This is a genomic window from Natronorubrum halalkaliphilum (assembly GCF_009834785.1).
Classification (GTDB): domain Archaea; phylum Halobacteriota; class Halobacteria; order Halobacteriales; family Natrialbaceae; genus Natronorubrum; species Natronorubrum halalkaliphilum.
In genome coordinates, this window is record NZ_WUYX01000004.1 from 24255 (window position 1) to 36732 (window position 12478).

13 protein-coding genes are annotated in these 12478 nt (G+C 64.1%); 3 read left to right on the forward strand and 10 right to left on the reverse strand.

The genetic code is table 11. From position 1 onward, the window contains the following. Window positions 1-31 precede the first annotated feature (31 nt). Entirely contained in the window at window positions 32-1102 is a 1071-nt protein-coding gene (locus GS429_RS00800) for a glutathione S-transferase family protein (protein WP_160061772.1), read from the forward strand. A gap of 19 nt (window positions 1103-1121) precedes the next feature. Here GS429_RS00800 and GS429_RS00805 read toward each other — a convergent pair whose 3' ends face one another. The 4 genes from GS429_RS00805 to GS429_RS00820 all read right to left on the reverse strand — a co-directional run bounded on the left by GS429_RS00805 (window position 1122) and on the right by GS429_RS00820 (window position 4952). Beyond that, entirely contained in the window at window positions 1122-1343 is a 222-nt protein-coding gene (locus GS429_RS00805; RefSeq protein ID WP_160061774.1) for a DUF7535 family protein, read from the reverse strand. Between the two features lie 91 nt (window positions 1344-1434). Beyond that, window positions 1435-2208, reverse strand: a complete 774-nt coding sequence (locus GS429_RS00810; RefSeq protein WP_160061793.1) for an NAD-dependent epimerase/dehydratase family protein — start codon at window positions 2206-2208, stop codon at window positions 1435-1437. A gap of 366 nt (window positions 2209-2574) precedes the next feature. Then, the gene (locus tag GS429_RS00815; RefSeq protein WP_160061795.1) at window positions 2575-3306 is read right to left on the reverse strand and encodes a hypothetical protein; all 732 of its coding nucleotides are present in this window, start codon (window positions 3304-3306) and stop codon (window positions 2575-2577) included. 413 nt (window positions 3307-3719) lie between these two features. Next, window positions 3720-4952 (reverse strand): HD domain-containing protein, encoded by a 1233-nt coding sequence (locus tag GS429_RS00820; protein ID WP_160061797.1) that lies wholly within the window; start codon window positions 4950-4952, stop codon window positions 3720-3722. A gap of 171 nt (window positions 4953-5123) precedes the next feature. On the opposite strand from GS429_RS00820, the gene GS429_RS00825 reads away from it, so the two are divergent. After that, complete coding sequence (locus GS429_RS00825) at window positions 5124-5378, forward strand: hypothetical protein (protein ID WP_160061799.1); 255 nt, start codon at window positions 5124-5126, stop codon at window positions 5376-5378. A gap of 19 nt (window positions 5379-5397) precedes the next feature. On the opposite strand, the gene GS429_RS00830 is transcribed toward GS429_RS00825, so the two are convergent. Both GS429_RS00830 and GS429_RS00835 read right to left on the reverse strand, forming a co-directional pair. After that, entirely contained in the window at window positions 5398-5853 is a 456-nt protein-coding gene (locus tag GS429_RS00830; protein WP_160061801.1) for an SHOCT domain-containing protein, read from the reverse strand. A gap of 102 nt (window positions 5854-5955) precedes the next feature. Continuing rightward, window positions 5956-7128, reverse strand: coding sequence for a Gfo/Idh/MocA family protein (locus tag GS429_RS00835; RefSeq protein ID WP_160061803.1), 1173 nt, complete (start codon window positions 7126-7128; stop codon window positions 5956-5958). A 335-nt stretch (window positions 7129-7463) separates the two neighbouring features. Here GS429_RS00835 and GS429_RS00840 point away from each other — a divergent pair, with 335 nt between their 5' ends. Next, a complete protein-coding gene (locus tag GS429_RS00840) occupies window positions 7464-8138 on the forward strand; it encodes a hypothetical protein (protein WP_235920697.1) in 675 nt (224 codons plus the stop codon). Here the strand turns inward: GS429_RS00840 and GS429_RS00845 are convergent. The 4 genes from GS429_RS00845 to GS429_RS00860 form a co-directional block, all read right to left on the reverse strand. Further along, entirely contained in the window at window positions 8089-9117 is a 1029-nt protein-coding gene (locus tag GS429_RS00845; RefSeq protein ID WP_160061805.1) for a DUF7972 family membrane protein, read from the reverse strand. The genes GS429_RS00840 and GS429_RS00845 overlap by 50 nt on opposite strands. A 166-nt stretch (window positions 9118-9283) precedes the next feature. After that, complete coding sequence (locus GS429_RS00850) at window positions 9284-10069, reverse strand: class I SAM-dependent methyltransferase (RefSeq protein ID WP_160061807.1); 786 nt, start codon at window positions 10067-10069, stop codon at window positions 9284-9286. A 234-nt stretch (window positions 10070-10303) separates the two neighbouring features. Then, complete coding sequence (locus GS429_RS00855) at window positions 10304-11380, reverse strand: methionine synthase (protein WP_160061809.1); 1077 nt, start codon at window positions 11378-11380, stop codon at window positions 10304-10306. Beyond that, on the reverse strand, window positions 11377-12381 hold the full coding sequence (locus GS429_RS00860) for a 5-methyltetrahydropteroyltriglutamate--homocysteine methyltransferase (protein WP_160061811.1): 1005 nt from the start codon (window positions 12379-12381) through the stop codon (window positions 11377-11379). Before GS429_RS00860 ends, GS429_RS00855 begins: the two co-directional genes overlap by 4 nt. Window positions 12382-12478: the final 97 nt, after the last annotated feature.

Here is a 12478-nt window from a genome sequence, read left to right on the forward strand (position 1 = left end):
CCTTTGTACCCTCCAGCCCGTATATCCGCGTATGAATATGCTTATCGACGGCGAGTGGCACACGGACGCCGGTGAGTACACCGACGACGACGGTTCCTTCGAACGCCAGGAAACGTCGTTTCGGGACCGTGTTCGGGACGACCCCGACGCGGAGTTCCAGCCCGAAGCGGGACGCTACCACCTCTACGTCTCCTACGCCTGTCCGTGGGCGCACCGAACGCTCGTAATTCGCGCGCTCAAGGGTCTCGAAGACGCCATTTCGGTCTCGGTAGTCGACCCCTATCGCGACGAAGACGGCTGGCAGTTTACGCCCGAAAAGGAGGGGTGTACCCGCGACCCGGTCCTCGACGCCGACTATCTCCGGGAGCTGTATGTCGAGGCCGATCCGAACACGACGGGCCGCGTGACGGTGCCGGTCCTCTGGGACACCGAGACCGGGACGATCGTCAACAACGAGTCGAAGGAAATCATGCGGATGCTCGACACCGAGTTCGACGACATCGCCGCCAACGACGTGGACTGCTACCCGGAGGGGTATCAGGACGAGGTCGACCGGATCCTAGACGATATCTACGATCCGATCAACAACGGCGTCTACCGGGCCGGGTTCGCCACGAAGCAAGGTCCCTACGACGAAGCCGTCGAAGACCTCTTCGCGGCGCTCGAACACTGGGACGAGGTGCTGGAAGAGCAGCGCTATCTCGCCGGCGACCGGCTCACGGAAGCCGACATCGCGATGTTCACGACGCTGGTTCGGTTCGACAACGTCTATCATACCCACTTCATGTGCAACGTGCAGTACATCCGCGAGTTCGACAATCTCTGGCCGTATCTACGCGATCTGTACCAGACTGGCACCGCCGACCGACGGGAGGGGACGCCGAACGACCGAGCGGAGAGTGAAACCAGCCGTGACTCCGGCGTCGCCGGAACGGTCAACATGGACCACATCAAGGAGCACTACTATACGACCCATCCCGACGTGAATCCGCATCGGATCATCGCCCAGGGCCCCGACCTCGCGTTCGACGCCCCTCACGACCGCGACGAGTTACCGGGCGGCCCGCCGTCGGCACTGACTGCGACGAGTGCGGACGACTGACGATCGAAAAACGAGTCGCTCAGGATCCGTTTCGCGGTTTCCCCGACTGTTTGCGCCACGATTCGAAGCTGTGCTCGACCTTCTCGCCCGCGAAAAACGCCCGCCAGATGATGTATGCGGGAACGAGTACCGGCAACAACGGGAGGGCCAGAACCACGAGGATGGCCGCCATGATATACCCGAACGCGGACATCTGGAAGTTTGGCCCGTAGCCCGTCGATTCGGCTACCTTTGTGGACATATGTCTCGATACGTACCTGTCGCTATTCGGTCTTACGGTCCCGTGATCGACTGCCCGTGGACGGGGCCGGACGCTTGCGACGCCTGTCCACTCATGAGCCTAACACGTCTTCCGAGTCGTCCTGTGGCCGGTACCCCAATTCGAGCATCGTTTCCGACAACGAGAGGAATCGTTCGGAGTTGTCCGAGATACCGTGGGCCGTCATCGGTGCTGACTCGAGACTCGCCGTCGCTGCGGCCTCGATCACCCGTCGGCAGTCCCCGGGGCTGAGCCACATCGCACGGGCGTAACGCTCGCCCGAAGCGTCGCGATTCGCGACTTCCTGCTCGAGTTCGTCTTCCGAAAGTAACCAGCCGATCCGCAGGTTCACCACGTCCATTCCGTGGCGCTTCGCGTAGTAGTGGCCCATTGCCTCGCCGAAGACCTTGGTGACGCCGTAGTAGGTATCCGGATCCATCCCGTCGTCCGGTCGGACGATATCCGGTTTCCCAATCGTCGACTCCGGTCGGATCGGCGAGACCGCGTTCGACATGTTGACCGCGTGGTTCGAACTCGAGAAGACGACTCGCTCGAGGTTGTTCTCGGCGGCCGCCGCGTAGGCGTTGTAGAGGCCGTCGACGTTCGGTCCCGACACGGCGTCCCACTCGGCCCGCGGATCGGGGTTCGCCGCGAGGTGTATCAGTACGTCCTGTCCCTCCAGAACGTCGACGAACTCGTCTCGGTCGGCGATATCGATCGGCTGCGTGTCCAGGTCTTCGGTCTCGCTGTGGGAAAAGAGCGTGAGATCCGCATCGGCGTCCGAAAACGCTTCGATAGCCTCTCTCCCGACCCGTCCGGATGCGCCGGTGATGGCGATGTTCGTCATACGCGTTGGACACCACAACGCGGGAAATAGGTCGGGCCAGCGCGTTCCGGCTACGGTGACGACCGGACCTGTTTACGAACCGATCACACAGCGTCGCTCGCGGGTCGTCAGCGTTCGCAGTCCACGGTTCTCACCGTTCGAACTCCGAATCGCACAGTCGTCCCGCGATCGGGTGGCCACTCGTTTCAGGTGGCTACGATAGTCGCCGTTTGTTACAACGGCGCCGACGAGACCAGCAAGAAACGTCGCAACCAGCGACAACATCCTGGCTCCGCTAGGCACCGTCCGCGCTGTCCCGGACCTCGCTTCGATTCTCGGACTTCGGTCAGGAGTCCGTGCCCGGGGCCGGGACCGAGCTCGGGACTGTTACACCGACGTCGTCTCGTCGGTGCCGATCACCTCAACGGACGTTTCGGCCGCGTCCGTCGCTCCCTCGACCCTGGCCGGGAACGTCTGGCTGGAAGAGACCGTCGCCGTCTCGAACTCGAGCGTGACGGTTTCGGTGCCGTCGACCGTCGTCGAAGTCTCGTCGACGACCGCCGGATCGTGACCGACGACGAGGTCGACGGCCGCCGTGGCTTCCACCTCGCTCTCGAGTGCAGCCGTTACCTCGAGCGTGTCGCCCGCGTCGACGGGCGCGTTCGTCTCGAGCAGTTGGATGTCGACTCCGCCGTCGCCGTCTCCGTCCTCGCCGTCGGAGCCACCCTCGCCCTCGAACGCGCGGTCGAACGACTGGTACTCATCCCAGAAGGGCTGGGATCCCCCCTCCCCCGCACCCAGATCGATCCCGTGGTAGCGGGCCTGCTCGGGGTCGTCCCAGACCGTAAGCGGCCACGGTTCGTCAACGCCGTCTTCGATCATCGACGCCTCCGTGTGGACGTCGGTCGAAACCGCGTGACTGATTCCCTCGAGGTAGCCGTCGTAGAACTCCCGAAGCATCTCGGCCGCCCGTTCGTGATCGGCGGCGGTCACCTGCGACTGGGTCTGGGACTGCGTCCCCGTCCGGGCACCGGTGGCAGAACTGCCGGCGAGCGAGACGAGCGCCGCGGCCGCAGCACCTTTGAGGACGGTTCGTCGTCGTGAGTCGTTTTCGTCCATACCCCATCTCGCGACGATCGGGACTGAAAAGCTACCAGAACGTTGCACTGCCCGCCGCGCCGTTAATATAGAATTAGCTGAAAATCCGATTCGAAACGAACGGAGGTCGCCAGTCGCTTTCCGGGACGGGATGTCGACGGCTATTCTGACGGCGATAGCTATCGGAAACAATCCAGGATAGTGGCCGTTTCGCTCGGTGTCCCGCGAGGGTTGCTCGACGGTATCGAACGCGGAACGAGTCGTCGATCGAACCGGATGGCCGTCACTACTGTTACTCAATAATCTCTTTCCACTACGTTGAACTCACCGAAACGGGCTCAGTGATTCGTAGGCGACCACGAGCAGCGACGGCTACCGGCGATGGGTCTCGAGCGACCGCAGTCAGCACGGCTATCGATCTCATCCGACCGCAGTCAGTCCACGAACTGATCCAGCGTCGTGTCAAGCCCGTCTCGCACTTCGCTCACCAACGTTCCTTCGATGTCCAGACCGAGGACGTCGACGGCCGTCCGTCCGATGCGATCGCGCAGTTCTGGCGGCGAGTAGACGCCGAGTCGCCACTGGGAGTACTGGGCCGCTCGAAGCGCTTCGACGAGCGGCGACTGCTGACCGAGTCGGCGCACGTCACCGTTGACCATCACGCGCGTGGTCGATTCCGTCATCGACGGCCGTCCCGGCACGTCCAGGATGACGCATTCCGGATCGACATCGGCGTCGGCCGCGATCTCTCGCTCGAACTCGCGGACCGCCTCGTGTTCGGCCTCGATGATCCCGCCGGGAACGTCGTCGATCTCGGCCCACACCGCTCGCTTGTACAGCGCCCGCTGATCCAGACGTCGCGAAAACTCGCTCGTCGCCTCACTCGAGCGCAGAGTGGCGATCAGATCGTGATCGTCCATTCGCTGGAGGGTGTCGGCGTCGACCGACGTCTTCGGCGCGTCGAGCAATCGTTCGGCCGCCCGTCGGAGCATCGCTTTACTGATTCGAGCGACGCTGTGGCTGTATACGGTGGGGTTCATCAACGCTCGGGCGACCAGCAGGCTCTCGGCGGCCTGGACGTTTCCCTCCGCGAGGACGAGTTCGTCGTCGACGAAGGCGAGTTCGCGGACCAGTCGTCCGTGGTCGATCGTCCCGTAGGGAACCCCCGTGTGATGGGCGTCGCGAACGAGGTAGTCCATGCGATCGACGTCGAGTTCGCCCGAGACCAGCTGTCCGAACCGCCCTTTGCCCGCGACCAGATCCGCGACGCGACCCGGATCGAGGTCGTGATCGCGCAACACGTCACCGACGTCGCCATCGACCAGTAGCCCGTGGACGTCGTCGTGGTAGCGCCCCGTCCGCCGATAGGTTAGCGCCTCGAGGTTGTGACTGAACGGACCGTGGCCGACGTCGTGGAGGAGCGCCGCGGCGTGGACGTGTTCGGCCTGTCGGCCGTCGACGCCGAGATCGGCGAGGGCTTCGCAGGCGAGGTGGTAGACGCCGAGACTGTGCTCGAAGCGCGTGTGGTTGGCCGACGGGTAGACCAGCGAGACGGTCCCGAGCTGTCGAATCCGACGGAGCCGCTGTACTGCCGGCGTATCGAGGAGATCGCGCGCAACCCCGTCGATCCGAATGTGGTCGTGAACACTGTCCTTGATCGTTTTCATATCCGCCACTTTGGCGCAATCACACAAAAACCGTCGTAAAAACGGCGTATCTAAGCATCACTGGGCGAGCCGTCGACCGGCAGTCTCATCGGCGAGAGCGAGGACACATAAGCGGCCGTCAATTGACGCGCCGCTGCTTACCCGCGTGGCTGTTGTGCTCTCGGATTGACAATGACCGAACTCGATATCCCGCCCGACGCCGACGAAGAACAGACCGCGAAGCTCGTCCGCGAACACGTCACCGTCGGCGACGTCGTTCAGATCTGGGAGAAAAAGCGGGCCAGCGGTATGGATCCGGAGCTGACGGGCGAGGTGACGGGAATTGAAACAGGATATATCGAACTCGAGGGGCAGTCCCCGGAGGACGGGAGCGTTCGATACGACGAAATCGGGACGGTGATCAGGGTCGAACCGGCCGAGGAGTGATACGGTCTACTGTGTGTCACTATCGCTCCCGCTCGTACTGGCGGCCGGTCCGTTCGTTTCGGTCGGCCGTAGCCGTCTCCGTCGATGCCCCGTCAATAAACACCTCGTCGGGAAGGTCGTCGACCGCCACGAGCCGCTCGAGTCGATGCTCGAACTCGTCGTCGTCGATTTTCCCCTCCGCGTATCGGCGCTTGAGTTCGTCGATGGCGTCCGGCTTCGTTTCGGATTCGGGATCGGATCCGGTCTGCCCCCCGCGTGCCGGCTCCGTCCGTCCCTCGTCGTCGATCAGCAGCGTCGCGATTTCTTCGCCCCAGAACAGGAAGATCGGCGCGAGCAGGAACCAGCCGATGATCGTGATCGCCCCTGCGAGGCCCTCGAACCCGGCGAGTCCGGCGAGACTGATGAGGACGAACGTGACGAGTCCGATCAAGAGCCAGAGATCCTCGGCGACGAATTCCTGCAAGCTGTTCGACATTGTGATCAGATAGTTCGACCGGACGGCATATAGTGGTTCTGACGGATCGTAGCGGTCGTCGTACCGCTCGAGCGGCCCGATTCGGTCCGGCGGCCGACGCCGTCACTCGAGCGAAACCCACTCGCGCTTTGCGTCGCTCTCCTCGATCGCCGCGAGGACGCGCTGTGCCGCGAGTCCGTCCTCGAAACTCGGCTCGAACTCGTCGCCACCGTCGGCAGTTTCGCCGCCTCCCGCTCGAGACGGCTCCGACGCCTCGCTGACGGCCCGCAGGAACTCGTAGTTCTCGTGGACGAAGGTGTGTTCCCACCCGAGGACGTGGCCCGGCGGCCACCAGTTCTCGACGTAGGGATCGTCCTCGTCGGTCACCAGAATCGTCTCGTAGCCGCGGTTCTCCGCGACTCGCATGACCTCGAGTTCGTTCAGGCGCTCGAGGGAAAACCGAAGGCTCCCCTTCGAGCCGTGGATTTCGATCGTGTGGTCGTTTTTGTGCCCCGTCGCGAACCGGGACGCCTCGAGCGTCCCCATCGCGCCGTTTTCGAACTCGAGTTGCGCGGAGTAGGCGTCGTCGACGGTCACGGGCCGCGTTTCGTTTTCCTCGGGAACGGGCCGCTCGTCGACGAACGTCCGCAGGTGTCCGCTGACGCGTTCGATATCGCCGGCGAGTCGCTCACTGCCGACGAGGAACCGAACCAGATCGACCGTGTGCGCACCGAGGTCGCCGAGAACGCCCGACCCCGCCAGCTCCGCATCCAGACGCCAGGACCACGGTGCCTCCGGATCGGCCAGCCAATCTTGTAGATATCGCCCGCGGACGTGATGGATCTCGCCCAGTTCGCCCGCCTCGAGCAGTTCCTTCGCGTACCGAATCGCGGGCACGAACCGGTAGTTGAACGCACAGCCGGCGGGGACGCCGTCTCCCGCGTTCCGTGCCGCCTCGGCCATCTCCTCAGCCTCCTCGAGGGTCGGCGCGAGCGGCTTCTCACAGAAAACCGGCGTGCCGGCCTCGAGGGCGGCGATCGACGGCTCGGCGTGGACGTGGTTCGGCCCGAGATTGTAGAAGACGTCGACGTCGTCGACGACGTCCGCCCAGTCGGTCGCGATGGACTCGAACCCGAGTCGGTCCGCCGCGTCGGTCAACGCATCCTCGTCGCGGCCGACGAGGACGCTGCGCTCGACGTCCGGCGCGTCCGGGAAGAACATCGGCAGCCGCGCCATCGCGTTTGCGTGTGCTTTGCCCATGAACCGATAGCCGAGAACGCCGACCTCGAGTGTCATACCTGCTCATTCACAATGTGTGTAGTTAGTGGTTTTCGTCGCGAGGGCGTTCTCCGGGGTCGTCGGGTTCGCCCGACCGTCCGTTCTCGCTCGAGCGGTAGATCCCGTCGACGATCCGCTGACGTCAACGCCGCCTCGTCGCGGCCGACGAGCACGTTGCGTTCGACGCCCGGCACAATCCGTTGCGTCGCTGTCCGGCCGCTCCGAGCGCTCCTCGAGGGCCGTCCCCTCTGTGACGACGAGTTGACGATCAGTCGCTCGAGCCGTTCGTACACGTTTAGGAGAGAATATAGTTTCCCGCTCGAGACACGTAGTCGAACCGAGCACGAGAGCCCATGAGCGTTACACTCCAATTGACCGATACCGACAGCATCCACCTAACCGATGAACGTATCGAACGACGGTCGCCGGGCCATATCGAGTTTGCCGTAGCGGGAACGCTATCGCTAACCGAAGCAGTGTTGGCCGCGTTCGAGGGAGCGACGCTGAACCCCGCACAGGCGACGATCGCCATCGACGAGGGGCGGACGGTCGATATCGACCTCACCGACGAGGCGTCACTCCGACTCGAAACGATCGACGTCGGCATCGCGTCCCCCGACCCGGACGACCTCGTTCCGGAGAGCGATCCGATCTCCGCCGTCGCGGACGACGATCCGGCATCGGCCGCACCGTCACCCGACGTGCTCGCGTTTACCGTCGAGGGCGTGATCCGAGGGGTTTCGACGGAGGCGATCGAAGCCGTCGCGGCCGGCGATCCGGAGTTCGCGTCGCTCACGTTTACGGTCGACGACCTCGAACCGACGGGGGATCGAAATCGGACGTGGTCCTCGAACTCGCGCTCTTCGGGTACGGCATCGTCGTTCGCCGGAACGGACGGACGACGATCGGGACGAGCCGAGCGGGTGATCGCGAGGAGTGAGCGCGACCGAGCGGAGGGACGGCTGCTCCCCGGGCCCGTTATTCGTCCCAGTCGATCGCGTCCGTTCGCTCCGCGTGCCGCAGGATGAACGGCCCGAGCGAGCCCGTCCGTTTCGAAATCGTCGCGATCCGAAGCACGTAGGCCGCGAGCAGGAGAAACGGGACGAGCGCGACGGTCGTGCTGGCGCTGACTACCCACACCATGTTGTCTACGCCGAGCATCGTCCCCGGCACCGACGCCGGCTCGAGGTACAGCACCGTCGCCGTCGCGACGACCACGCCCGGCAGCCCGGCATAGACGATCGACCGCGTGAGGTGGACCAACTCCCACTGGAAGTACAGCGATTTGAAGTGCTCGAGCGCCGGCCCGAACAGCGTCAGGACGTCGATAAGCTCGTCGAACGCCTCGCGTTCGTCGTCGTCGAGCGCGTCCTCGTGCTCGTGGCGCAGCCGCCGAACGGCGTAGATCTTCCAGGAGTAGTTGTAGTTCAGCCCCGATCGGAGGACGCCGAACTCGCCGAAGTCGGACGTCTCGAGTTGCGAGTAGATCTCGTCGGAGTTTCGGCAGACGTTCTCGACCAGTCGCTCGGTCCGACGGTGGAGCACGTCGTCGTCGCTGTCGGCGACGGCCGCTTGCAGATCTTCCGCCCGGTCGCTGCTCGTCTTGACGAGCGCCTGCAGGAACTGCGAGGGATCGGGCGGGCCGACCGATCCGAACAGGGCCTCGACGTTGCGTCGGTACTCCATCGCCTCGTTCATCCACTGCTGCTGGTCGCCCAGCCGCCCGAGTTCCTGCGAGAGCACCAGCTGATTGATCGAGACGACCAGCGTTACGCCCGTGAGAATCGCGGCGATCAGGCCCTGAAACGCCGTGTCGACCGGCGTCCCGTGCTCCATCGCCTCGCGAAGCGGCACGGCGACTGCACCGAGCGCGACGAACGCGGCGAACACGACGGCGGACAGCAGTCCAGCGAGGAACCACCGGTTCGCATCGAGCAGGAACCAGTGAGCAACCCGACTCTCGCCGGTTCGTCCCCGGAGCGTATCGGTCGAGAACGGATCGTCCATACGGACCGTTCAGGACGCGGCCGAAAAGCGGTTGAGCCTGAACGCGGTCTCGAGCGATCTTCGGACGAGGTGACGAAAACGGCTCATACGGATTGCTGTAACTATGTACCGCCGATCACCAGGGACGAAGTCGGTGATCAGCGGTAATTGACTCCAGTAACCCGTATCAGAGACGGATCGCGCGAAACCGCAGCCGACGATAGTCCGCCGTCCACGTCTCCTCATCCCGGTCGTACAGGGCCGGCTCGAGTCGGTCCTCGACGGCGTCGATCACCGCCGTTCGTTCGGCTGCCGGCACTGACTCGAAGAGGCTGTCACCGAACATGCCGAGCCAGTTTCGAAGCCCCGCGTCGCCGCCCTCGAGTTCCGTCGGTCGATCGAACAGCCTCGCGAACCGAACTTCGAACCCGTGATCCTCGAGTCGGGTCGCGTACTCGCCGACGCTCGGGAAGTACCACGGCGATTCGGCCTCGTAGCCGCGGGCCTCGAGTTCCGCGACCGTCGCCTCGACGATCCGTTCGACGTTCCCCGTTCCGCCGAGCTCGGCCACGAATCGACCCGTTCCGGAAGAAAGCGCCTCCCGGACTGACGAGAGCACGGCCCCCTGATCCTCGTCGGGGATCCAGTGTAAGGCGGCGTTCGAAAAGACCGCGTCGAAGGGGCCCTCGAACGACATCGTCCGCGCATCGGCGTGAACGAACGTTCGGTCCGGATGCGTCTCCCGTGCCTGCTCGATCATCTCCGGTGCGCTGTCGACGCCGACGACGGTCGCGTCGCTGCTCGCGATTCGGTCCGTGAGATGGCCCGTTCCACAGCCCAGGTCGAGAATCCGTTCGCCCGGTTCGGGATCGAGCACTTCGAGAACGTCGCTTCCGTACTCGTAGACGAACGAGTGGTCCTCGTCGTAGTCGTCGGCGTTCCAGCTGTTCGATCGTGACTCGTCGCGACCCATACAGCGTCCGTTCGGCGGGCAGGGGGGAAAGAAGTAGGGGGTGATTGCTCAAAACGGCGCTATCGAACTGGCTTGGGCGTCCGCCGTTCCGAGTTATCGATGCAAGCGCGTTCGCCGGCGGTTAGACCGGCACTGACGGACGGGGTCCGTCTCATACGGACTGCTGTAACTATGTACCGCCAATCACCAGGGACGGGGTCGGTGATCGGCGGTAATTGACTACAGTAAACCGTATCAGTCGTCGGCCGGCGTCGGCGCACCGCGTTCGACGTCGATGTTGCCCTCGTCGAGGTCGGCCTCGACGTTGCGGGCCGCTTCGACCATGTTCGCCATCTTGCCGTAGGCGACCTCCCGGGGAAGCAGCTTCACGCCGCAGTCCGGCGAGACGACGAGCTGTTCCGGCGGGACGACCTCGAGCCCTTTCTTGATGTTCTCCTCGATCTGTTCGACGGATTCGACCTCGGCGACGTGGGCGTCGGTGACGCCGAGCGCGAGGTCCTTCGAGAACTCGGGGTCCTTGAAGACGTCGAGCTGGTCGTAGTCGCCGTTCGCGAGTTCGAGGTCGAACTCGTCGACGGGGAACTCGAGGATCTCGGGGTAGATACGCGAGTAGTCGCCGTAACAGACGTGCAGACCGATACGGACGTCCTCGTCGATGTCCTCGACGATGTGTTCCAGCGCCTCGCCGACGATGGCGTGGTCGTCGGGCGTCGTCGCGAGCGCGGGCTCGTCGATCTGGATGTAGCGCGCGCCGGCGTCGACGAGCTTCTCGATCTCCTCGTTGACGAGGTCGGCGAGCTCGAGCGTGAGCTCGTCGTCGTCGTCGTAGGCCTCGTTGAACGACCAGTTGGCGAGCGTGTAGGGACCGGTGATCGGGACCTTGACGGGACGGTCGCTCGCGTCGGCGGTGAACTCGTACTCGTCGACGAGCCAGCTCTCGTCGTACTCGACTTCGCTGACGACGGAGGGCTTGTCGAAGTAGTTGTGTCCCCACACCTTGACGGGGCCGTTGAACTCGTAGCCCTCGATCCGGTGGGCGAAGAACTCGACCATCTCGTTGCGCCGCATCTCGCCGTCCACGACGACGTCGAGACCCGCGCGCTCGTGTTCGTTCGTGATGAGCCGCGAGGCGTCGTCTTTGGCCTCCTGATAGTCGTCCTCGTCGAACCCGTGATCGGGGTCCTGATAGAGCTCTTTCGCGCGGTTGAGCCACTTGGGCTTGGGGTAGGAGCCGACGACGGTCGTCAGCAGGAAGTGGTCGTTCGCGTGGTCGTCCGGTCGGAACTGGTCTTTGTTCTCGTTCGTGCTCATGGGGCTGTCACCTCCGCGAGGTCCGCGGCTTCGGCGAGGACCTCGAGTTTCTCGACGTACTTCCCGTAGGGCAGGTAGAACGTCTCCGTATTTGTGGTCAGATAGGTCGTTTCGAACTCGGTTACCTGCAACTGATCCGCGACCCAGTCGACCCGGTCGCGAATCGCTTCGGGGTCCTCGACGAGCGTGTTCTGCCCGTCCGCGAGCCCCAGCGAGATGTCGCCGGTTGCGCCGTACTCCTGAAGGTTGTAGATGTTGTCGTCCTGATTCGCGACGAAGTCGAAGCCGACCGCGTCGATATCGGCGTCGAGCAAGTGGGCGTAGACCTTCTCCTCGAGTGCGCCCCAGTAGGGCTGAACGACGACGTCGGCGTCGATGGCGCTTGCAACCCGATCGATCGCCTCGCTCGCGCGTTCGTCTTCGCCGTCTTCGGGCGGCTCCTCGACGAGGGACGGCTCGAGCAGGAACAGCGTCTCGACGTCGGGGAAGGCGTCGACCTCGCCCGCGAGGAACTCTGCAACTGCGCCGAGGAACTCGGCGTCGTCGCCGTAGTGTTCGTCGGTCGCGAGGTCGGCCAGCGAGTACGGGCCGGGGAGAACGGCCTGCAGATCGTCGCCGTCAGCGAGTTCGGCTGCCGTCTCGAGTTCGCTCGCGACGTCGCCCGAGAACTCGAGGTCGCCGCTGACGACCGGCTCTCGGTAGAAGTTGTTGTTGTCGTAGTAGCGGACGATGCCGCGGGTTTCGACGGCGTCGTGGACGGCCAGCGGGTGGGCGAGCATGTCGTCCCAGCGCAGTTGCCCTTCGACGACGCGGTCGAGTCCGGCCGACTGCTGGACGTCGATCACGTCCTCGCGTGCCTCCTCGTAGGCCGCGGTGATCGCCTCGTCCTCGTCGCCGCTGATGAGGTCGTGTTTCTGGTGGCCCTTCAGATCCGAGAGGTCGTCTTTCGCCCAGTCCGGGAGCGGAAAGAGCCCCGGCGTGGTCGAAACGTACTCAGTCATCGTGACTCCGGCTAGGCTATACCGACGCTTAATATTTTCCATCCAAGTTAATGCTCCACAGTAATTTTGTCCGACTCGACCCGGATCGAGCGCGCCC

What these genes read in the sequence shown, in the direction of transcription:
- GS429_RS00840 (WP_235920697.1), top strand. Translation starts at nt 7,464, where the DNA reads ATGAGCGTTACACTCCAATTGACCGATACCGACAGCATCCACCTAACC.
- GS429_RS00805 (WP_160061774.1), bottom strand. Translation starts at nt 1,343, where the DNA reads ATGTCCACAAAGGTAGCCGAATCGACGGGCTACGGGCCAAACTTCCAG.
- GS429_RS00825 (WP_160061799.1), top strand. Translation starts at nt 5,124, where the DNA reads ATGACCGAACTCGATATCCCGCCCGACGCCGACGAAGAACAGACCGCG.
- GS429_RS00810 (WP_160061793.1), bottom strand. Translation starts at nt 2,208, where the DNA reads ATGACGAACATCGCCATCACCGGCGCATCCGGACGGGTCGGGAGAGAG.
- GS429_RS00850 (WP_160061807.1), bottom strand. Translation starts at nt 10,069, where the DNA reads ATGGGTCGCGACGAGTCACGATCGAACAGCTGGAACGCCGACGACTAC.
- GS429_RS00855 (WP_160061809.1), bottom strand. Translation starts at nt 11,380, where the DNA reads ATGAGCACGAACGAGAACAAAGACCAGTTCCGACCGGACGACCACGCG.
- GS429_RS00820 (WP_160061797.1), bottom strand. Translation starts at nt 4,952, where the DNA reads ATGAAAACGATCAAGGACAGTGTTCACGACCACATTCGGATCGACGGG.
- GS429_RS00860 (WP_160061811.1), bottom strand. Translation starts at nt 12,381, where the DNA reads ATGACTGAGTACGTTTCGACCACGCCGGGGCTCTTTCCGCTCCCGGAC.
- GS429_RS00815 (WP_160061795.1), bottom strand. Translation starts at nt 3,306, where the DNA reads ATGGACGAAAACGACTCACGACGACGAACCGTCCTCAAAGGTGCTGCG.
- GS429_RS00800 (WP_160061772.1), top strand. Translation starts at nt 32, where the DNA reads ATGAATATGCTTATCGACGGCGAGTGGCACACGGACGCCGGTGAGTAC.
- GS429_RS00845 (WP_160061805.1), bottom strand. Translation starts at nt 9,117, where the DNA reads ATGGACGATCCGTTCTCGACCGATACGCTCCGGGGACGAACCGGCGAG.
- GS429_RS00835 (WP_160061803.1), bottom strand. Translation starts at nt 7,128, where the DNA reads ATGACACTCGAGGTCGGCGTTCTCGGCTATCGGTTCATGGGCAAAGCA.
- GS429_RS00830 (WP_160061801.1), bottom strand. Translation starts at nt 5,853, where the DNA reads ATGTCGAACAGCTTGCAGGAATTCGTCGCCGAGGATCTCTGGCTCTTG.